Genomic DNA, 21,307 nt, shown 5'->3' with positions numbered 1-21,307 from the left:
GGCGTCAGGCCCGGCAGGGGGCGCCGGCGCCGCGGCCACAGGACGACGGAGGGGCGTATGGCCAGCGCGATGCGCAAGATGGCGGTCTACCTCGGCCTTGTGGAGGACGACCGCTACGACGAGAAGTTCAGCAAGTACGACAAGTACGACGACTACGACGAGTACGAGGTCTACGACGACGAGACCGACCCGGCCCCCGGCCGGCGCGGCGGCCTCCGCGAGGACGACTCCGGCGGTCAGCCTACCCGAGCCGACGACGCGGCGGACCGGGATCGCGATCTCGTCCCGGCGGCCCCGGACCGGCGTTCGGTGGCGCTCTACGAGTCCTCCGCCACCGCCGACCTTGCGCGCATCACTACGCTGCACCCCAGGACCTACAACGAGGCCCGGACGATCGGGGAGCACTTCCGTGAGGGCACGCCCGTCATCATGAACCTGACCGAGATGGTCGACAGCGACGCCAAACGGCTGGTCGACTTCGCGGCAGGTCTGGTGTTCGGCCTGCACGGGAGCATCGAGCGTGTTACCAACAAGGTGTTCCTCCTGTCGCCCGCCAACGTGGAGGTGACGGCGGAGGACAAGGCCCGCATGGCGGAACGAGGGTTCTTCAACCAGAGCTGAGGGGTTCAGCGCCAGAGCTGAGCAGCCGAGACCGAGAGAGCGTCCGTGCATATCGTTGGACTGATCCTGCAATACGTCCTGTACCTGTTCCTCCTGTTCCTCATCGGGAGGCTGGTCCTCGAAGTCCTGCGGTCGTTCGCCCGGGAGTGGCGGCCGACGGGGGTGGTCCTGGTCATCGCCGAGACCGTCTACACCGTCACCGATCCGCCACTGAAACTTCTCAGGCGTTTCATCCCACCCGTACGGCTGGGTAACGTGGCATTGGACCTCAGCTTCACATTCCTCTTCCTTGTGGTCTGGGTCTTGATCATCTTCGTGCAGATGCTCTGATCAGATACCGTCCTTACCGGACAGACTCCAAGCGCGCCAAGGAGACGAACATGCCGCTGACACCCGCCGATGTGCGGAACAAGCAGTTCAGTACCACCAGGCTCAGGCCGGGGTACGACGAGGAGGAGGTGGACGCCTTCCTCGACGAGGTCGAGTCGGAGCTCGACCGCCTCATCCAGGAGAACGAGGAGCTGCGCGCCAAGCTCGCCGAGTGCTTGCGCGGCAAGGTTCCCGCCATGGCCGCGCCGATCGTCGAGCCCAAGCCGGACGTCACCAAGATCCCCGAGCCGCCGCGGCCGGAGCCGGTGCAGCAGCAGCCCGAGCCCGAGCCCGCGCAGCTCGGCGGCGGGCAGCTGGGCGGCCAGCTCGGCGGCCTCGGCATGGGCCAGCCGTCCGGCGAGGACAACATGGACACCGCGGCCCGCGTGCTGGCGCTCGCGCAGCAGACCGCGGACCAGGCCATCGCCGACGCCCGCCGGGAGGCCGACGAGACGCTCGGCCGCGCCCGCCGCGAGGCCGAGGAGATCCTCGGCAAGGCGCGCCGCCAGGCCGACCAGATCGTCTCCGAGGCGCGGTCCCGCGCCGAGGCCCTCGACCGGGACGCCCAGGAGCGGCACCGCCAGGTCATGGGCTCACTCGTGCAGCAGCGCGAGGAGCTGGAGCGCGAGGTCGACAACCTGCGCGCGTTCGAGCGCGAGTACCGCAGCCGCCTGAAGGTGTACCTGGAGGGCCAGCTGCGCGACCTGGAGGCCGGGTCCGCCGAGAACGGCGCGTTCCCGACCCCCGCCGTCGGCGCCGCGCAGACCGGCCCGCAGCCCATCGCCGCCCCCGCCGACCAGCGCAACGGCGCGTCCTCCGGCGCCGGCTCCCCGACCGGGACCTCCCCCTTCGGCACCCCCGACGCCTCCCAGCACACCCAGCAGGTGCAGCACTCGGCGACCGGGGCCTTCCACGCCGGCGGCGACAACCCGCCGCACGAGAGGCGCTGACGCCCGTCCCGCAGGCGATAGTGTCTTGTCGACAGCCGCGCCGCGGATGGCCACGGGCCATCCCGGCGGCGTCGGCGTCCGGGCACATCGGCGGTGCTCACCGGACCGAACGCGGCCGGGAGCGCGGCCCGTAGGGAGAGAGAGACCCTGTGATCATCCTGAGTGGCGTACTCGTGGTGGTGGCGATCGCCCTGCTGGTGGCGGGGATCGTCGCCGGCAACGGCGACAGCGCGCAGGTGTTCGGTGTGGACGCCATCGTGGTGATCTACACCTCCATCGCGGTCAGCCTGGTGTCGGCGCTCTGCCTGCTCATCGGGGTGTTCCTGCGGCGCAAGGAGATCTTCGGCGGCGGCACCGCGACCTCGCGCCGCGACCGCAAGGCCGCCAAGGGCAAGAAGGGCAAGAAGGGCGCGCCCGCGGGCCGTCCGGTCCCGGCCGGGACCGCGCCGCAGCCCGGCGGTGACGGCGACCCCGACGACGAGGTCGCGATCCCGCCCCAGCCGGTGGACGTCCCGGACGACGCGGTCGTCTTCGTCGTCCGCGGCCGCAAGCGCTACCACCTGGACACCTGCCGCCAGCTCGCCGGACGCGAGAAGGAAGAGCTGACCTACGTCGAGGCGCGCGAGGAGGGCTTCAGCCCCTGCACCGCCTGCCTCCCCGACACCGCGCTCGCCGCGCGCGCGTCCGTCTCGGTCGGCGGGAGCTCCGCCGCCGAGGACGCGAAGCCGGGTGACGCGCCGTCCGGCGCCGGCCCGTCCGGCCCCGTGGCGTCCGCCGCGTCCCCGTCCGCGCCGCCGCGTCCCGAGTCCGCGTCCCCGTCGGTGCCGTCCGCGTGGCCTGCGCCCGCGCCGAGCACGCCGCCGCCCGCCCCGTCCGGACGAGGCGACGTCACGCTCCCCGACATCCGGGTGCCCGCCGAGACCCCGCCGGTGACGCCGACCCTGACCGACCTCCCGGTCGTCACGCCGCCGGAGCCCGCGCCGCGCCCCGAGCCGGAGCCCGAGCCCGCTCCGGAGGCCGCCGCCCCGGCGAAGCCGGACGAAGCCGCCGAGACGCCCTCAGAGCCCTCCAGCGCGGACGAGACGCCCGAACCGGAGGAGAAGAAGGCTCCGGTCGCCACGGTCGCCGAGAAGGCCCCTGCGGCCCCCGCCGAGCCCGAGCCCGCCGAGGAGCCGGAGGTCGAGCCGGCCGAGACGGCCGCCCCCGAGGCCACCGCCCCGCCGCGTCCCCGCGAATCCGCCGACCAGACCGAGGACGACGCGCAGGCTGAGCCCGAAGCGTCCGCAGCCGACGAGCCCGCAGCCCCCGAGGACGCTGAGGACGCCGCGCCTGCCGAGCCCGCCGCCGAGCCGAAGCCCGCCGCCGCGTCCGCCGCCGGGGCCGCGGAGCCGCAGGTGCGCATCCTCAGCGGCACCAAGCGCTACCACCGCCCCGACTGCGCCCTGATCGAGGACATCGGTGACGACGCCGAAGACCTGGAGACCCTCCCGCGCAGCGAGGCCAAGGAGCGCGGCTGCACCCCGTGCCTGGTCTGCCAGCCCGACCGCGAACACGCCCGCGACTGAAAAGACACCACCCGAAACGGCCGCCCCCACAAAGGGGACGGCCGTTTCAATATCTAAACCCCACGTCCAGCCCCCGCCCCCAACGTCCAGCTCCCGCGCCCGCGCCCGCGTCTCAGCCTCCGCGCCCGCGCGTCTCAGCGCCCGCGCCCGCGCGTCTCAGCGCCCGCGCCCGCGCGTCTCAGCGCCCGCGCCCGCGCGTCTCAGCGCCCGCGCCCGCGTCTGGCCTCCGCGTCCGGCCTCCGCGCCCGCGTCCAGCTCCCGTGCCCGCGTCCAGCCCCCCGCGCCTGCGCGTCCAGCCTCCGCGCTCGCGCGTCTCAGCGGCCGCGCCTGTGTCCGGCCTCAGCGCCTGTGTCCGGCCTCCGGCGTCTACGTCCAGCTCCCGCCGCCCGCGTCCAGCCCCGGCGCCCGCGCCCGCGCGTCTCAGCGCCCGTGTCTCAGCGCCGGCGCTCCCGCGTGCGGCCTCCGCGTCCGGCCTCCGCGGCCGGCCTCCCCGCCCGCGTCCAGGTCCCGCGGCTCAGCGGCCGTGTTGTGGGGCCGGCGTGTTGGGCCGCTTCAAGTTCTGCGGCAGAGCGCGCGTTGGGAGGGACGCGGCGCGGGGGTTGCGTGGGCGGGCTCGCGTTGTTGCGCTGGGGCGGTTGTGGGCGGGCGCGTTGGTGGGCGGTCAGTGGCGGTGGCGGCGGCGTTCGTCGCGTAGTTCGCGGAGGTGCTCGCGGCGCTGGTCGCGGCTGCGGATGCGCTCCTCGCGGGCCTCTTCGACCGCGCGGCGGTGCTGCTCGCGGGCGTCCCGGACGGCCTCCCGGCGGCGCTCGTGGCCCAGCAGGTGGTCGTGCACGCGCTCCTCGGCGATCTGCTTGACCCGCTCGGACAGGCTGGCCTCGCCGACCGCGCGGCGGCGGACGCCGATCTGGCCGAGCAGGGTGAAGCCGGTGATCCGCACGGTCGGCGGGTCCGGGTCCTCGGGGTCGTCGAACGGGATCTCGACCTGGCCGAGGACCGCGGTGGCCGAGCACAGCACCCGCACACCCGGCGGGACGATGATCTCGACCTCGCCCAGCACGCAGGAGCAGTTGATCGTCACCTCGCGCTGGGACAGCACGGCCTGCCGCAGGTCCAGCATGACCTTGCCGAGCAGGACGTTGGCGTGCGACTGCGGCTCCACGAGCCAGCGCCCGGCGCGCTTGGTCTCAGTGAGGATCGCGACGGCGGTGCCCGGCTCGGTGCGCGGCGGCGCGGCCGGGGCGCGCCCTGCGGCGTCCACCGGCGCGGACGGCGCGGGACCGCCGCCACCGGGCAGGTCGGCGAGCACCGGTTCCAGCTCGGCGTACGTCTTGGCCTTGTAGACGGCGTCGATCCGCTCGGCGTGCTCCTCCGCGGTGATCCGGCCGTCGGCGAGCGCCTCGCGGAGGCGGTCGGCCACCTTGTCGCGGTCGGCGTCCGAGGCGCGCATGCCGCCCGGGCCGGGGCGCGCCGCCGGGGCCGGCTCCGGTCCCTGCGCCGCGTCCGAGGGCCGCTCCGGCCCGGCGGGAGATGGGGGGTCGGGAAGGTTCACCCCGACATCATGGCAAACGCGATACGTCGTGTCTAAGCCACCCGCCGATCCACCCGCCGCGCCGACCATCGAGACGCACGTCGAGCCCTCCGCCAAGCTCCCCGTCGCGCCGTCCATCGCGTCGTGCCGTCCGCCGTGCCACCGTGCCGACGCGCCGACCGTCGCGGCGTGCCGCCGTGCCATGCCGCCGTGCCGACGTCCCGCCGTGGCGCTGTGCCGACGTCGCGCCGTGCGCCGTGCGGCGTTGCGGTGTGCGGACGTGTCGGTGTGCGGACGTTGCGGTGTGCCGATGTCGCGCCGTGCCGACGTTGCGCCGTGCCGACGTTGCGCCGTGCCGACGTTGCGCCGTGCCGACGTTGCGCCGTGCGGACGTTGCGGTGTGCGTTGCGGCGGGTGTTGAAGGGCGTTGCGTTGTGCGGTGGGGTAATGCGGACGCCGGGCGTCCCTTGGGAGGGGCGCCCGGCGTCGGAGAGGGGTCAGGCGCGGCGGAGGCGGTAGGTGAGGCCGAGCTCGGCGTCGTTGAAGGCCTGGAGGTCGGCGTCGGGGCGTCCCTCGGTGACCGCGACCGCGAGGACCTCGCCCGCCAGGACGCCGGTGTGCTCGCGGAGCGCCTCGGCGAGGTCGCCGCCCGGGGCGTCCCACCACAGCTCGATCCGGTCGGTGACGTCCAGGCCGAGGGCCTTGCGGCTGTCCTGGACGAGCCGGACGACCTCGCGCACCAGCCCGGCCCGACGCAGCTCCGGCGTGACTGTCAGGTCGAGCGCGACGGTCTCGCCCTGCCCGGACTCGACCGCCCAGCCGGACTTCGGCCGCTCGGTGACGATCACGTCGTCCGCGGTCAGCTCGACCGTCCCGACACCCTCGGCGTCCACGCTCGCCGAGCCGGACGGCCCGCGCAGCGCGCCGACCAGCGCGGCCGGGTCGGCGGAGGTGACCGCCTTCGCGACCTTCGGCGCATCCTTCTTGAACCGGCCGCCGAGCGAGCGGAAGTTCGGCTTGACCTCGTACTCGACCAGGTCGCCGCCGATGGACGCCAGGTCCTGGACGGACTGGACGTTCAGCTCGTCGGTGATCTGCGCGCGCAGCTCGTCCGGCAGGGCGGCCCAGCCGGGCGCGCCGGCGAGGGCGCGGCCGAGCGGCTGCCGGGTCCGGACGCCGGACGCGACGCGCGCCGCGCGGCCCAACTCCACCAGCCGCCGGACGAGCGCCATCCGCTCGGTGAGCGCGGCGTCCAGCAGGTCCTCGCGGACGTCCGGCCAGGACGCGAGGTGCACCGACTCGGGCGCGTCCTCGGGCCGGATCACGTCCCACACGTGGTCGGTGATGAACGGCGCGAGCGGGGCCATGAGCCGGGTCAGCGTCTCCAGGCACTCGTAGAGCGTCGCGAACGCCGAGGCGCCCTCGGGCGTCTCCGGGCCCGCCCAGAACCGCCGCCGGGACCGCCGGACGTACCAGTTGGACAGGTCGTCGACGAACTCGGAGAGGCGGCGGCCCGCGCGGGCGGTGTCGAACTCCTCCAGCGCGTCGTCCACCTCGCGGACGGTCCGGTGCAGCTCGGCGAGCGCCCACCGGTCCAGCAGCGGACGGTCCGCCGGAGCGGGCGCCTCGGCGGCGCGGTCCGGCGTCCAGGCGCGCTTGCCCTCGCCCTCACCTGCGGCGTTGGCGTACAGGACGAAGAACGACGCGGTGTTCCAGTAGGTGAGGAGCACCTTCCGGACGATCTCCTCCAGCGCGTTGTGGCCGACCCGGCGGGACGCCCACGGAAGGCCGCTCGCCGCCATGTACCAGCGCAGCGCGTCCGCGCCGTGGTCGTCCATCAGCGGGATGGGCTGCAGCACGTTGCCGAGGTGCTTGCTCATCTTCCGGCCGTCCTCGGCGAGGATCAGGCCGAGGCACAGGACGTTCTCGTAGGACGACCGGTCGAACACGAGCGTCCCGACGGCCATCAGCGAGTAGAACCAGCCGCGCGTCTGGTCCTGCGCCTCGCAGATGAACTGCGCGGGGTAGGACTTCTCGAACACGTCCTGGTTCTGTAGCGGGGCGCCCCACTGCGCGAACGGCATCGAGCCCGAGTCGTACCAGGCGTCGATCACGTCCGGGACGCGCCGGGCGGTGCCGCCGCAGGTCGGGCAGGCGAAGGTGACGTCGTCCACGTACGGGCGGTGCGGCTCCAGCGCGGCCAGGTCGCGTCCGGCCAGCTCACCTAGCTCGGCCAGGGAGCCGACGCAGGTGATGTGGTCCTCGTCGTCCTCGCAGACCCACAGGGGGAGCGGCGTGCCCCAGTAGCGGCTGCGGGACAGCGACCAGTCGACGTTGTTGCGCAGCCACTCGCCGTACCGGCCCTCCTTCACCGTCTCGGGGAACCAGTTCGTCTTCGCGTTCTCCTCAAGCAGCCGCTCCTTGACCGCCGTGGTGCGGATGTACCAGGCGGGGAGCGCGTAGTAGAGCAGCGGCGTGTGGCAGCGCCAGCAGTGCGGGTAGCTGTGGTCGAAGTGGCCGCCCTTGAACAGCAGGCCGCGGATCCGCAGGTCCTCGGTCAGCTCCTCGTCGGCGTCCTTGAAGAACTTGCCGCCGACGAACGGGACGTCCGCGTAGAACCGGCCGTCCGGGCCGATCGGGTTCACGATCGGCATGCCGTAGCTCTTGCAGACGGCCATGTCGTCGCCGCCGAACGCGGGCGCCTGGTGGACGAGGCCCGTGCCGTCCTCGACGGTGACGTAGTCGCCCAGCACGACGTAGTGCGCGTCGGGGATCTCGACCAGGTCGAACGGCCGCTTGTACGGCGTCCGCTCCAGCTCGCGGCCCTGGAAGGACGCCAGGACCTCCGCGCCCTCGCCGAGCACCTGCGCCAGCAGCGGCTCGGCCACCACGAGCACCTCGTCGGAGTCCGCCGGGCGGGCGGCGACGTAGGTGACGTCCGGGTGGACGGCGACGGCGGTGTTCGACACCAGCGTCCACGGCGTCGTCGTCCAGATGAGCAGCTTGGCGCCCAGGTCGGCCAGCGGACCGGACGTGACCGGCATCCGCACGTACACCGACGGGCTGGAGATCGTCTCGTAGCCGCCGGGCTGGCCCAGCTCGTGGTCGGACAGGCCCGTCCCGCAGCGCGGGCAGTACGGCGTGATGCGGAAGTCGCGGAACAGCAGCCCCTTGTCGAAGACCTGCTTCAGCGACCACCAGACGGCCTGGACGTAGGACGGGTCCATCGTGCGGTAGGCCTGGGACATGTCGACCCAGTAGCCCATCCGCTCGGTCATCTCCTCGAAGGCGTCCACGTGGCGCAGGACCGACTCGCGGCAGCGGTCGTTGAACGCCGCGACGCCGTACTCCTCGATGTCCTTCTTGCCGGTGAGGCCGAGCTCCTTCTCGACGGCGACCTCGACGGGCAGGCCGTGGCAGTCCCAGCCCGCCTTGCGCGGGACGTGGTAGCCCTTCATGGTCTTGAACCGCGGGAAGACGTCCTTGAACACGCGCGCCTCGACGTGGTGCACGCCGGGCATGCCGTTCGCGGTGGGCGGGCCCTCGTAGAACACCCAGCGGGGGCCGCCGGCGGTGCGCTCCAGCGACCGCTCGAAGATCTTGTTCTGCTGCCAGCGGCGCAGCATGTCCCGCTCCAGCGCGGGAAGATCGACCTGCGCTGGCAGGGGCCGGAACTGACGGCTCACGGTCGGCGGACCTCCGGATCGGCGTAACGGACGACGTTCCGGAGGGACGAGGCGCGAGCCCCGCGGTACCACCCTCCTTGACCGCGCGCGCGAAGGCGCGGTCCACTTCGTTGAGCCGCTCGGCTGCCGGTTCTACTGGGCCCGGGACGGGCCGTTCCTCCGGCGGCTCCGGGGTGATCAGACCGCCGCGCTCGTCCCCGGGCTCGCACCGTCCCCGGGTCGCTCCTGACTGCCTGCGGCGGCAGGTGTCCCCATCTTCGCCTGCCGACAAGACTGCTGGGACCGAGCGTAACGCACGCCGCCCCCGAACTCTTCCCGATAACCGCGCCACGGGCCGCGCCGCGACCGCGCCGCCTACCGCGCCGCGCGAATTCATGTGAGGTGCGTCACACGGGCAAAGCTTGGGCATCGCTGCCGAACCGGGGGTTTCTCGGCGCGGGGGCACCGGGCATATGTCGGGCTGTACTCGGGCCGGACGCACCGTCCGGACCGCCGCCGCCAGGGGAAACGGGGTCCCTCATGCTGCCCGCACCGTCCGTTGAGAAGTCCAGCGCGAGGGGGACCGGCGAGGCCGCGTCCCACACCACCCGCCCGTCCGCCAAGCGCAAGGCCGCCAAGGCCAAGCCTCCCGCGAAAACCCCCGCCAAGACGCCCGCCAAGGCCAAGACCGCCACCAAGACCGCCACCAAGGCCAAGACACCGGCGGAGACCCCGGTCAAGGCCGCGAAACCCAAGGCCAAGGCCCCTGCCGCGAAGTCGAACGCGGCCGCCCTGCCCGTCCGCCACGGCGAGGGCAACTGGACCGAGAGCGAGCTCGCCGACGTCCGCGCCGGCCTCACCGCCGACATCACCGCCCTCGAAGCGGAGATCGCCGAGCTGTCCTCGCACATCGCCGACGAGGGCGGCGAGGGCGCCGGCGACGACCAGGCCGACGCGGGCGCCAAGACCTACGAGCGCGAACACGAGCTCTCCCTGACCTACAATTCCCGTGACCTGCTCGCCCAGAACGAGCGGGCCATCCAGCGCATGGACGCCGGGACGTACGGGGTGTGCGAGTCGTGCGGCAAGCCGATCGGCAAGGCCCGCCTGCAGGCATACCCCCGCGCCACGCTGTGCGTGACCTGCAAACAACGCGAGGAACGTCGCTGAATGACCTCAGCCAGCCCGCCGGCCGAGACGCCGGAGACGCGAGGAGCCCCACTGAGTGACGAGCGGGGCGCCGGCCCCACCCCCCGGGAGGACGGCGGGCGCGCGCGGCCGCGCCGCGTCGGCGTGCTGGTGGCGGTCGCCGCCCTGGCGCTCGCCGCCGACATCGTGTCCAAGATCGTCGTGGTGGCGACGCTGCGGGACGGTGAGACCGTCCGGCTGCTCGGCGGGCTGCTGACGCTGCGGCAGACCCGCAACAGCGGGGCCGCGTTCTCGATCGGCACGGGCTACACGTTCATCTTCACGATCATCGCGGCCGGCGTGGTCGTGGCGATCGTCCGGACGGCCCGCAACCTGCGCAGCATCCCGTGGGCGGTCTGCCTCGGCCTGCTGCTGGGCGGCGCGCTCGGCAACCTGGGCGACCGGGTGTTCAGGGCGCCGGGGCTGTTCAAGGGGCACGTCGTCGACTGGATCGAGCTGCCGCACTGGCCGGTCTTCAACCTGGCCGACTCGGCGATCTGCTGCGGCGGCGCGCTGGCCGTGCTGCTCGCCGCGCGCGGCCTCCAGGTGGACGGCACCCGCGTCTCGGACGACAGGCGCGAGGGGCGCGGCGGCACCGGCGAGGGCTCCGGCGAGAAGGAGGACGCCGCGTGAGCGACGTGCGCAGCCTCCCCGTCCCGGACGGCCTGGAGGGCGAGCGCGTCGACGCGGCCCTGGCCCGGCTGTTCGGGCTGTCGCGCAGCCGCGCCGCCGACATCATCGCCGCCGGGGACGTCCTGCTCGACGGCAGCCAGGTGTCCAAGTCCGACCGGGTGACCGGCGGCTCCTGGCTGGAGGTCACGCTCCCGCCGCCGCCCTCCGCGCCCGTCCCGGTGGCCGAGCCGGTGCCGGGCATGGGCATCCTCTACGAGGACGACGACATCGTCGTGGTGAACAAGCCGATCGGCGTCGCCGCGCACCCGACGGTCGGCTGGACGGGCCAGACCGTCCTCGGCGGGCTGCTCGGCGCCGGGCACACGATCGCGACGTCCGGCGCGTCCGAGCGGCAGGGCATCGTCCACCGGCTGGACGCCAACACCACCGGCGCGATGGTCGTCGCGAAGAGCGAGATCGCCTACTCGCGGCTGAAGCGCGCGTTCAAGGAGCGCCGCATCGACAAGCGCTACCAGGCGCTCGTCCAAGGCCATCCGGACCCGTTCCGCGGCACCGTGGACGCCCCGATCGACCGGCACCCCTCGCACGACGGCCGATTCGCCGTCGTCGCGGGCGGCAAGCCGTCGGTGACGCACTACGACACGGTCGAGGCGTTCCGCGCCGCGTCGCTGCTGGACGTCGACCTGGAGACCGGCCGGACGCACCAGATCCGCGTCCACATGTCCGCCGTCCGGCACCCGATCGTGGGGGACATGGCCTACGGCGCCGACCCGACGCTCGCCGCCAGGCTCGGCCTGAAGCGCCAGTGGCTGCACGCCGTCCGCCTGGGCTTCGAGCACCCCGTCCAGGGCGACTGGGTCGAGTTCGAAAGCCCCTACCCCCAAGACCTAGCCCACGCCCTAGAAATCGTAGCCTCTGAATCCTGACCCACCCTGTCCCTGACTGGCGCCACCCCCAGCCCCCCGAGCAGCACCCGCCCCGGCCCCCGAGCGGCGCTCGCCCCCGGCCCCTGAGCACGGCGCTGGCCTGTGCGCCTGCCCTGGGGCCTGAGCGGCGCCTGCTCCCGGGCCCTGAGCGGCACCTGGCTCCCCACTTGTGCGGCCTCCGCCCGGCACCCGCCCGCTCCCTGAGCGGCGTCCGCCCTCGGCCCCTGAGCACGGCGTCCCGCCCCCGGCTCCTGACCCCCAACCGGGTGGGTCCTCAGCGGCGCCTGCCTCGGGCCTTGAGCGGCGCCTGCTCCCGGGCCCTGAGCGGGGGCCCGCCTCCGGGACCAGACCCGCAGCCCGGCTGCGGGCGCCCTGAGTGGCGCCCGTACGCGGGATGCAGGCCCTGACCGGCGTCCGGCGCGGGGTGCGGGGCCTGGGCGGCGGTCGGGTGGGGGCCTCCGAGTCTTGATCTTCGTTTGGGGGTCTGCGGTGATGGGGCCGGGTACCACTGCCTGCGTCCCGGCGCCACGGTCCGGCGGCGGACGAGGCGACGGGGGTGCGCGTGACCGACGAGCGACAGGGTGAGGCCGGCGGCCCCGGGGGGCCGCGGGCCGGGCTGCCGCCGGAGGTGCTGCCGGAGGACGAGGGCTACCACAAGTCGCTGAAGCCCCGGCACGTCCAGATGATCGCGATGGGCGGGGCGATCGGCGTCGGGCTGTTCCTCGGCACCTCGCAGCGGCTGCACAACACGGGTCCGGCGCTGGTGCTGGCGTACGCGGCGGCCGGGCTGGCCGCGTTCTTCGTGATGCGCGCGCTCGGCGAGCTGGTCATCTACAAGCCGACCGCGGGCAGCTTCGTCGCCTACGCGCGCGACTTCATCGGCGACTGGGCCGGGTACGCCAGCGGCTGGATGTACTGGCTGAACTGGGCCATGACCGGCGTCGCGGAGATCACCGCGGTCGGGATCTACGTCCACTACTGGGCGCCGGACTTCCCGCAGTGGCTGTCGGCGCTGGTCGCGCTGTCGGCGCTGCTGGCCGTGAACCTGGTGTCGGTGCGGATGTTCGGCGAGCTGGAGTTCTGGTTCGCGGCCCTGAAGGTCCTGGCGATCCTGGCCTTCCTGGTCGTCGGGATCGTCCTGGTGGCCACGCACGCCGGGGTCGGCCCGACCTACCACGCCGAGCTGCCGAACCTGGTGAACAGCGGCGGGTTCTGGCCGAAGGGGCTGTGGGCGGTGCTGCTCAGCCTGCAAGGCGTGATCTTCGCCTACGCCGCGATCGAGATGGTCGGCATCTCCGCCGGGGAGGCGCAGGACCCGCGCAAGGTCATGCCGCGCGCGATCAACGGCGTGGTCGCGCGGATCGCGCTGTTCTACGTCGGCGCGGTGTTCCTGCTGGTCGTCGTCCTGCCGTGGGTGGTGTACCAGCCCGACCAGAGCCCGTTCGTGACGGTGTTCGCCTACCTCGGGGTGCCGGGCATCGGCGGCATCATGAACCTGGTCGTCCTCACTGCCGCGCTGTCGTCGTGCAACTCGGGCCTGTACTCGACCGGACGGATCCTGCGGTCGCTGTCGCAGCGCGGCGAGGCGCCGGCGTTCACGGGGAGGATGTCGTCCCGGCACGTCCCGTACGGCGGGATCCTGTTCACATCGGTGGTCTACTTCGCCGGGGTCGTTCTGAACGTGTTCGTGCCGCACAAGGCGTTCGAGATCGCGACGTCCATCGCGTCCCTGGGCGTTCTGACGACCTGGGCGACGCTGCTGTACGCGCAGATCCGGTTCCGGCGGGCTGCGGCTCGCGGCGAGGTGCGGCGGCCCGACTACCGGATGCCCGGTTCGCCCTACACCAACTGGGTGACCCTCGCGTTCCTACTGGTCATCGTCTGCCTGATGGTGTTCGACAGCGAGCAGCAGTGGGCGGTCGCCGCGATCCCGTTCCTGGCGGTGTTCCTGTTCACCGGCTGGAAACTGATCAACCGCCGCCGCACCGCCGCCACGCGCACCTGACCGAACGCTCGTCCACCCGACCATTTGACCGAACGCTCGTCCACTCGGCCCATTGATCGGACGTTCGTCCACGTGGCCCGTTGATCGGACGCTCGTTCACGCTGTGCTTTGGGCGGAGGTTCGTTCGCGCGGGGCTTTGGTCGGACGCTCGTTCGCGTGGCGCTTTGAGCGGAGGTTCGTTCGGGCGGCGCTTTGAGCGGTCGCTCGTTCGCGTGGCGCTTTGAGCGGTCGACGGTCGTTCGCGGCGACCTGATCGGATGTTCGTTCTTGGTGGTCTGACCTGATGTTCGTTCAGGTGGCCTGCTCGGATGAGCGTTCGTGGGCGACTGATCGGACGTGGGGTCAGGAGGCGGGTGCCGACTCTTGGGCCGATTCGGTGGTGGGCGCTTCGGCGGCTGCTTCCAGGCCGGCCTCGATCACCGCGTTCATGATGCGGGCGAGCCGCTCCTCGCCGAGGGCGGGTGCGCGTTCGGCCATCGCCGCGACGATCTGGCGCTCGCGTTCGGGGTTGCGTCCGGCGAAGCCGCCGACGGGCTTGAGCCGCTGCACCACGGCAGCGACCGCCGCGCGGCGCGCCAGCAGGGCGGCGAGCGCGCCGTCGATGGTGTCGATCGCCTCCCGCGCCGCGGCGAGGTCGGTGATCTCGGCCGGATCGGGCAGGCCGATCCGCAGCTCCTCGCTCGTCCCGGGTCCGCGTGCCACGCCCGCGATGCTACTGGGACGCCGTCGCCGCACGCCAATCCTCAAAACGATCGTCTCAACGGCTGAGACGGCACGGCGCTCGCCTGCCCGAACACACCACACCACCCCGAAGACGCATAACCTTGGCCCAGACGGTTTCCGGGACCATGCACGGACGGGGCGCGCAGTGGCCAACGATCGGACGACGGCCGACCACCAGGCGGCGGGCGGACGCGGTTCGCCGATGGTTCCGCCGCTGCTGAGCTCGGCGGCGGCGTGGGCCTGGCGGCTGATCGCGATCGGGATCCTGGTCTACGGCCTGTCCCGGGTCGTCGGCACGCTCAAGATCGTCTTCCTGCCGTGCGCGGTCGCGCTGTTCCTGACCGCGCTGCTGCGGCCGCTCACCGTCCGGTTCCAGCGGCTCGGCCTGAGTCCGCTGGCCGCGACGTGGCTGACGCTGCTGTTCGCACTGGCCGTCCTCGGCGGCATCGGGACCTACGTCGGCATCCAGGCGAACGAAGAGTTTCCGAAGCTGGTCTCGGAGGTGCAGGACACCTCCAAGTCCGTCCAGCACTGGCTGGAGAACGGCCCGCTGCACGTCCAGCACTCGAAGCTGACCGACGCGGTCGACCAGGGCACCAAGTGGATCGAGGCGCGGCGCGGCAAGCTGGCCAGCACCGCGCTGGACTGGGGCACCGCGACCCTGGAGGCGCTGGCCGCGATCGTCTTCCTGCTGTTCGTGACGTTCTTCCTGCTCAAGGACGGCCCGAACATCTGGCGCTGGACGATCAGCGGCTCCGGCCGGTACCGCGGCCGCATCGACCGGGCGGGACGCGCCGCCTGGGAGACGCTCTCCCAGTACGTCCACGGCACCTGCCTGGTGGCCGCGATCCACGCCGTGGTGCTCGCGATCGTGCTGGCCGTCATGGGCGTCCCGCTGGTCGCGCCGCTGGCCGTGGTGATCTTCCTGGGCAGCTTCATCCCGATCGTCGGGATCTTCGTCGGCGGCGGCCTCGCGGTCGCGGTGACGTTCGGCGCCAAGGGCGGCGTCGCGGCGCTGATCTTCCTCGGCATCCTGCTGGTCGAGCACCAGCTGGAGTCGCACCTGCTGCAGCCGATGGTGGTGGGCCGCTGGGTCCGGCTGCACCCGCTCGCCGTGATCCTCGCGATCACGGTCGGCGGCGTCCTGGCGGGCATCCCCGGCGCGGCCGTGGCGGTGCCGATCGTCGCCGTCGTCTACCGGGCCTGGCCCGCGCTGAGAGGCGATCCCGAACCGACCCCGGCCGAAGATCCCGAGGGCCCACCGGACGACCCGGACACCCCGGCCCGAGCGACCCCCACCGTCACCCCCCCACCCGAACCCGAAGGCACCTGACCACCCGCCCACCCACGCCGTCCGGCCCCGGGACGGGGCGCCCGCACACTCCGTCCGCTGCTGGGCCGGGGCGTCTGCGCACTCCGCCCGCTGTCGGGGCCGGGGCATCCGCGCATGCCGCCCCCCACCGGGGCCGGGCGTCCGCGCACGCCGTCCCCTGCCGGGGCTGAGCGTCCGTGCACCCCGTCCGCTGCTGGGACGGGCGTCTGCGCACCCCGCCCGCTGTCGGGGCCGGGGCATCCGCGCATGCCGCCCCCCGTCGGGGCCGGGCGTCCGCGCATGCCGCCCCCCGTCGGGGCCGGGCGTCCGCGTAGGCCGTCCGCTGCCGCGCTGGGGCGTCCGCGCAGGCCGCCCCCTGTCGGGGCGGAGCGTCTGCGCACCCCGTCCGCTGTCGGGGCCGGGGCGTCCGTGCACGCCGCCCCCGTCGGGGCCGGGGCGTCTGCGCGCGCCGTCCCCTGTCGGGGCGGGGCGTCCGCGCACGTTGTCCCTGTCGGGCAGGGGCGTTCGGGCAGGTCGGCAGCTGCTGGGGCGGGGCGTTCGCGTAGGTCGTCCGCTGCAAGGGGCGGGGGTCCGTGCACGTCGCCCTAGTCCGGGTGGCGGGCTGCAGGCCGTGCGGGTCGGAGGCGGGCCTCCGGGGAGGTCGTTCTGTGCGGGCGAGGGCGTCCTGGGCGGGTGGCGGGGCATCCGCGCGCGCCGTCCGGGGTCTGGAGGTGGGGCGGTCGCGGGCGGGTGTCGGGGGGTTGGAGTGGGGTGGCCGCATTCGGACAGGCGCCAGTGCCGGGCGGGCTTGGCGATCATGGGGTTCGGGGCGGAATGGTCGCCTGATTTCCGGCAAGGCGGGCGTCTGCGTGTCGGGGTCCGGAGTGTCGGCGGGCGGCGTTAGGCTCTTGGAGCCACGTCGTCCCGGAGGGATTCCAGGGCGGCGGTCTTCCCCGGGCCAGGACCGAGCCGCAACGCGTGCCGCCCCGCACGCGGGCGGTCGCATGCGAGACAATCAGGAGGCGCGTCAGCCGTGGCAGACTCGTTCGTACATCTGCATGTCCATACGGAGTACTCCATGCTGGACGGCGCCGCCCGGCTGAAGCAGATGTTCGCCGAGGTCGAGCGGCAGAAGATGCCCGCGATCGCCATGACCGACCACGGCAACATGCACGGCGCCTACGACTTCTGGAAGCAGGCGACGGGCGTCGGGGTCGTCCCGGTCATCGGCATCGAGAGCTACATGGCCCCCGAGTCGCGCTTCCACAAGAAGAAGGTCACCTGGGGCGACCCGTCGCAGAAGCGCGACGACGTGTCCGGCGGCGGTCTGATCAACCACAAGACGATCTGGGCGCGCAACCGGCAGGGCCTGCACAACCTGTTCAAGCTCTCCTCGCGCGCGTACATGGAGGGGTTCGTCTTCAAGTACGCGCGGATGGACGAGGAGCTGCTCGCCGAGCACTCCGAGGGCCTGATGGCCACGACCGGCTGCCCGTCCGGCAAGATCCAGACCCGGCTGCGGCTCGGCCAGTTCGACGAGGCGCTGCAGGCCGCCGCGAACTTCCAGGACATCTTCGGCAAGGAGAACTACTTCCTGGAGCTGATGGACCACGGCCTCGACATCGAGCGCCGCGTCCGCGACGGCCTGCTGGAGATCGGCAAGCGGCTCGACATCAAGCCGGTCGTCACCAACGACTCGCACTACACGCACGAGTCCGAGGCGACCGCGCACGATGCGCTGCTGTGCGTCCAGGTCGGCAAGCAGCTCGCCGACCCGGACCGGTTCCGCTTCGACGGCAGCGGCTACTACATCAAGTCCGCCGACGAGATGCGCTCGATCGACACCTCCGACGCCTGGCAGGAGGGCTGCCGCAACACCCTCCTGATCGCGGAGAGGGTCGATCCGGCCGGAATGTTCGAGTTCCGCGACCTCAGCCCGAAGTTCCCGGTCCCGGAGGGCGAGTCCGAGGAGACCTGGTTCCGCAAGGAGGTCTGGAAGGGCCTGGAGCAGCGGTTCCCGGACGGCCTCCCCGACGGGTACAAGGAGCAGGCCGAGTACGAGATGGGCGTCATCATCGGCAAGGGGTACCCGTCGTACTTCCTCGTCGTGGCCGACTTCATCATGTGGTCCAAGCGCAACGGCATCCTGGTCGGGCCGGGCCGAGGCAGCGCGGCGGGCTCGCTGGTCGCGTACGCGATGGGCATCACCGACCTCGACCCGATCCCGCACGGGCTGATCTTCGAGCGGTTCCTGAACCCCGAGCGCGCGTCGATGCCCGACATCGACATCGACTTCCCTGAAGACCGGCGGGCCGAGGCCATCCGGTACACCACCGAGAAGTGGGGCGCCGACAAGGTCGCCTACATCGCCACGTTCGGCACCATCAAGGCGAAGGCCGCCGTGAAGGACGCGGGCCGCGTCCTGGGCTTCCCGTACGCGCTCGGCGACCGCATCTCCAAGGCGTTCCCGCCCGCCGTCATGGGCAAGGACATCCCGCTCTCCGGCATCTTCGACGACAAGCACCCGCGCTACAACGAGGCCGGCGAGCTGCGCAAGCTGTACGAGGAGGAGACCGACGTCAAGCAGGTCATCGACCTCGCGCAGGGCCTGGAGGGGCTGATCCGGCAGACCGGCGTGCACGCGGCCGGCGTGATCATGAGCGGTGAGACGATCACCGACCACGTGCCGGTGATGCGGCGCGACTCCGACGGCGCGATCATCACGCAGTTCGACTACCCGACCTGCGAGACGCTCGGCCTGCTGAAGATGGACTTCCTCGGCCTGCGGAACCTGACGATCATCCAGGACGCGGTCGACAACATCAAGAAGAACAAGGGCATCGACCTCGACCTGCTGAAGATCCCGCTGGACGACCGGCCCACCTACGAGCTGCTCGGCCGCGGCGACACCCTGGGCGTGTTCCAGCTGGACGGCGGCGGCATGCGGTCGCTGCTGCGGCTGATGAAGCCCACCGAGTTCGAGGACATCTCCGCCGTCGGCGCGCTCTACCGGCCCGGCCCGATGGGCGCGAACTCGCACACCAACTACGCGCTGCGCAAGAACGGCCAGCAGGAGATCACCCCGATCCACCCGGAGCTGGCGGAGCCGCTGGCCGAGATCCTCGGCACGACCTACGGCCTGATCGTCTATCAGGAGCAGGTCATGTCGATCGCGCAGAAGGTCGCGGGCTACACGCTCGGCAAGGCGGACCTGCTCCGCCGCGTCATGGGCAAGAAGAAGAAGGCCGAGCTGGACGCCCAGTTCGAGGGCTTCGAGCAGGGCATGATCGACAACGGCTTCTCCAAGGAGGCCGTGAAGACGCTGTGGGACATCCTCGTCCCGTTCTCCGACTACGCGTTCAACAAGGCGCACTCGGCGGCGTACGGCCTGGTCTCTTACTGGACGGCCTACCTGAAGGCCAACCACGCGGCCGAGTACATGGCGGCGCTGCTCACCTCCGTCGGCGACGACAAGGACAAGAGCGCCCTGTACCTGAACGAGTGCCGCCGCATGGGCATCAAGGTGCTCCCGCCGGACGTCAACACCTCCGAGGCCGACTTCACCCCGATCGGCGAGAAGGAGATCCGGTTCGGGCTGAGCGCCGTCCGCAACGTCGGCGTGAACGTGGTGGACGGCATCATCGCCGCGCGCCGCGAGAAGGGCGACTACACCGACTTCAACGACTTCCTGAACAAGGTGCCCACGCAGGTCTGCAACAAGCGCGTGGTCGAGTCGCTGATCAAGGCGGGCGGGTTCGACGAGCTCGGGCACCAGCGCAAGGCGCTGCTGATGGTGCACGAGCAGGCGATCGACTCGGTCATCGACATCAAGCGCAAGGAGGCGATCGGGCAGGACTCCCTGTTCGGCGCCCTGGAGGACGAGTCGGGCGAGGACGCGTTCGCCGTCGCGATCCCCGAGGACGAGGAGTGGGACAAGACCACCCTGCTCTCGTTCGAGCGGGAGATGCTCGGCCTCTACGTCTCCGACCACCCGCTGCTCGGCATCGAGCACGTGCTGGAGCGCGAGGCCGACTGCTCGATCGCGTCGCTGAACGAGGGCGAGCGCCCGGACGGCCAGGTCGTGGTCGTCGCGGGCCTGCTCAGCGGCCTGCAGCGCAAGGTCACCAAGCAGGGCAACTCCTGGGCCATGTTCCAGCTGGAGGACCTCGGCGGCGCGATCGAGGTGATGTGCTTCCCGTCGTCCTACCAGCTGTGCTCCACGCTGCTGGCCGAGGACGCGATCCTGGTGGTCAAGGGCCGCCTGGACCGCCGCGAGGACGTCGCGAAGATCATCGCGATGGAGGTCACCCAGCCGGACCTCACCGTCACCGACTCGGTCGGCCCGCTCGCCGTGACCCTCCCGATCGGCCGCTGCGTCCCGCCGGTCGTCAGCCGCCTCAAGGAGGTCCTGACCACCTACCCGGGCCACTCCGAGGTGCACCTGCACATCCAGAACGGCCCCCGCACCACGGTCGTCCGCCTGGACGACCGCCTGCGCGTAGCCCCGTCCCCAGCCCTGATGGGCGACCTGAAGCAACTCCTGGGCCCGTCCTGCCTCAGCTGACCTGCACCGCGGCAGAACATGGCCAAGGGGCCGGACGGGATGACCGTCCGGCCCCTTGGCCTGTCAGGAGGCGAGCAGGTCGCGGGTCGCGGGGACGACCTCGTCCGTCCAGAGGCGGAGCTGGTGCTCGTTGGCGTGCTCGGGCCAGTACACGAAGGTGTCGAAGCCGTCCTGCGCGAGGTCGGCGAGGACGCGGGCCCAGGTCGCGGCGTCCGCGCGGATCGGGTTCTCGCCTTCGAGGACGGGCGGACCGGTGGGGGCGTCCTCGATGTGCCCGACCAGCTGCGCCATCCGCATGATCGAGCCCGGGTCGCGGCCCGCCTCGACGGCGGCGTCGGTGATGATCCGCTGCGCCTCGGGCCACTTCTCGTAGTTCAGGTAGTGCGGGATGGGCGCGGCCCAGCCGTCGGCGACGCGGCCCGTCAGCGCGAGCGCGCGCGGGCCGACGCTGCCGAGCCAGATGCCGACGGGGTGCGCGGGCGCGGGCCCGGCGTGCACGCCCTTGACCGTGTAGTACTCGCCCTCGGACCGGACGGTCTCGCCCGTCCGCCACATCGCGCGGACGATCTCGATGGCCTCGGCGAGCGCGGCCAGCGCCTCGGGGTTGGTGCGGGACGGCCCGCCCATCGCCGCGATCGCGGGCCAGAACGCGCCCGCGCCGAGCGCGAGCTCGAACCGTCCGCCGCTGAGCAGGTCCAGCGTGGCCGCCTGCTTGCCGAGCATGGCGGGCCCGCGCAGCGGCAGGGACGCCACGTCCGGGAAGACGGTCAGCCGCTCGGTCTCGGCGAGGACGGTCGCCATCACCGCGAACGTGTCGGCCAGGTCGGCCGCGTAGGGGTGGTCCTGGACGCCGAGCAGGTCGAGCCCGGCCGCGTCGGCCTGGCGGGCGAGCGCGCGGAGGTCGTCCAGCCCGCTCGCCGTGGGGTTGAGTTGGATCCCGAATCGCATGCACCGCAACCTAGCCGAGCATGATCGGCAAAGCCCGCCCGAGGTCCCGCAAGCCCGCGGCGCGACCCCCTGGCCGTCCGGCAACATGCCCCGATCGGCGGCGGGCCGGGCGCGCAGCGCGTGTCGATGGGGCGGACGCCTCAGTGGGCGGAAAGCGTAAGCGTGCGAGTGGGAGGCGTTGGCGGGCGAGCAGGCTGCCCCGGCGGACGGCGGGATGCGTCGGTGGCGGGCGGGGCGTCTCCGCGGATGAGCGGGAGGCGTGAACGGACGAGCGGGGGCGCGTCAGTGGCGGGCAGGCTGCCTCGGCGGA

Annotated in this window: 14 protein-coding genes; 10 read left to right on the top strand and 4 right to left on the bottom strand. The window is 72.5% G+C overall.

Going from position 1 to position 21,307, the window contains the following annotated elements; genetic code table 11:
* Positions 1-57 precede the first annotated feature (57 nt).
* From FHU30_RS17895 to FHU30_RS17880, 4 genes are all read left to right on the top strand, one after another.
* Positions 58-621, top strand: a complete 564-nt coding sequence (locus FHU30_RS17895) for a cell division protein SepF (protein WP_253877119.1) — start codon at positions 58-60, stop codon at positions 619-621.
* Between the two features lie 45 nt (positions 622-666).
* Positions 667-951: a YggT family protein gene (locus FHU30_RS17890; protein ID WP_122199692.1), complete on the top strand. Its 285-nt coding sequence runs from the start codon at positions 667-669 to the stop codon at positions 949-951.
* A gap of 50 nt (positions 952-1,001) precedes the next feature.
* Complete coding sequence (locus FHU30_RS17885) at positions 1,002-1,940, top strand: DivIVA domain-containing protein (protein WP_253877118.1); 939 nt, start codon at positions 1,002-1,004, stop codon at positions 1,938-1,940.
* Positions 1,941-2,089: 149 nt separating this feature from the next.
* Positions 2,090-3,505: a hypothetical protein gene (locus tag FHU30_RS17880; RefSeq protein WP_253877117.1), complete on the top strand. Its 1,416-nt coding sequence runs from the start codon at positions 2,090-2,092 to the stop codon at positions 3,503-3,505.
* Positions 3,506-4,166: 661 nt separating this feature from the next.
* On the opposite strand, the gene FHU30_RS17875 is transcribed toward FHU30_RS17880, so the two are convergent.
* Together FHU30_RS17875 and ileS are read right to left on the bottom strand one after the other, a co-directional pair.
* Positions 4,167-5,054 (bottom strand): DUF1707 SHOCT-like domain-containing protein, encoded by an 888-nt coding sequence (locus FHU30_RS17875; RefSeq protein ID WP_253877116.1) that lies wholly within the window; start codon positions 5,052-5,054, stop codon positions 4,167-4,169.
* Between the two features lie 476 nt (positions 5,055-5,530).
* Positions 5,531-8,719: an isoleucine--tRNA ligase gene (ileS, locus tag FHU30_RS17870; protein WP_253877115.1), complete on the bottom strand. Its 3,189-nt coding sequence runs from the start codon at positions 8,717-8,719 to the stop codon at positions 5,531-5,533.
* 771 nt (positions 8,720-9,490) lie between these two features.
* On the opposite strand from ileS, the gene FHU30_RS17865 reads away from it, so the two are divergent.
* The 4 genes from FHU30_RS17865 to FHU30_RS17850 all read left to right on the top strand — a co-directional run bounded on the left by FHU30_RS17865 (position 9,491) and on the right by FHU30_RS17850 (position 13,450).
* A complete protein-coding gene (locus tag FHU30_RS17865) occupies positions 9,491-9,868 on the top strand; it encodes a TraR/DksA family transcriptional regulator (RefSeq protein ID WP_253878032.1) in 378 nt (125 codons plus the stop codon).
* Complete coding sequence (gene lspA / locus FHU30_RS17860) at positions 9,869-10,519, top strand: signal peptidase II (RefSeq protein WP_253877113.1); 651 nt, start codon at positions 9,869-9,871, stop codon at positions 10,517-10,519. It begins immediately after the preceding gene.
* A complete protein-coding gene (locus tag FHU30_RS17855) occupies positions 10,516-11,445 on the top strand; it encodes an RluA family pseudouridine synthase (RefSeq protein ID WP_253877111.1) in 930 nt (309 codons plus the stop codon). The genes lspA and FHU30_RS17855 overlap by 4 nt, the downstream gene beginning before the upstream one ends.
* A gap of 562 nt (positions 11,446-12,007) precedes the next feature.
* A complete protein-coding gene (locus tag FHU30_RS17850; protein WP_253877109.1) occupies positions 12,008-13,450 on the top strand; it encodes an amino acid permease in 1,443 nt (480 codons plus the stop codon).
* A gap of 342 nt (positions 13,451-13,792) precedes the next feature.
* Here FHU30_RS17850 and FHU30_RS17845 read toward each other — a convergent pair whose 3' ends face one another.
* On the bottom strand, positions 13,793-14,122 hold the full coding sequence (locus FHU30_RS17845) for a chorismate mutase (RefSeq protein ID WP_301323339.1): 330 nt from the start codon (positions 14,120-14,122) through the stop codon (positions 13,793-13,795).
* A gap of 196 nt (positions 14,123-14,318) precedes the next feature.
* Between FHU30_RS17845 and FHU30_RS17840 the strand changes: the two genes are divergently transcribed.
* The gene (locus tag FHU30_RS17840) at positions 14,319-15,506 is read left to right on the top strand and encodes an AI-2E family transporter (RefSeq protein WP_253877105.1); all 1,188 of its coding nucleotides are present in this window, start codon (positions 14,319-14,321) and stop codon (positions 15,504-15,506) included.
* Between the two features lie 1,012 nt (positions 15,507-16,518).
* Positions 16,519-20,049 (top strand): DNA polymerase III subunit alpha, encoded by a 3,531-nt coding sequence (gene dnaE, locus FHU30_RS17835; protein ID WP_253877103.1) that lies wholly within the window; start codon positions 16,519-16,521, stop codon positions 20,047-20,049.
* Positions 20,050-20,112: 63 nt separating this feature from the next.
* On the opposite strand, the gene FHU30_RS17830 is transcribed toward dnaE, so the two are convergent.
* Positions 20,113-20,997, bottom strand: a complete 885-nt coding sequence (locus tag FHU30_RS17830) for an LLM class flavin-dependent oxidoreductase (protein WP_253877101.1) — start codon at positions 20,995-20,997, stop codon at positions 20,113-20,115.
* Between the last annotated feature and the right edge of the window lie 310 nt (positions 20,998-21,307).

Source organism: Actinomadura rupiterrae (assembly GCF_024172125.1).
Taxonomy (GTDB): Bacteria; Actinomycetota; Actinomycetes; order Streptosporangiales; family Streptosporangiaceae; genus Spirillospora; species Spirillospora rupiterrae.
This window is presented reverse-complemented; position numbering and strand designations above follow the sequence as displayed.

What these genes read in the sequence shown, in the direction of transcription:
- FHU30_RS17895 (WP_253877119.1), top strand. Translation starts at nt 58, where the DNA reads ATGGCCAGCGCGATGCGCAAGATGGCGGTCTACCTCGGCCTTGTGGAG.
- FHU30_RS17885 (WP_253877118.1), top strand. Translation starts at nt 1,002, where the DNA reads ATGCCGCTGACACCCGCCGATGTGCGGAACAAGCAGTTCAGTACCACC.
- lspA (WP_253877113.1), top strand. Translation starts at nt 9,869, where the DNA reads ATGACCTCAGCCAGCCCGCCGGCCGAGACGCCGGAGACGCGAGGAGCC.
- FHU30_RS17830 (WP_253877101.1), bottom strand. Translation starts at nt 20,997, where the DNA reads ATGCGATTCGGGATCCAACTCAACCCCACGGCGAGCGGGCTGGACGAC.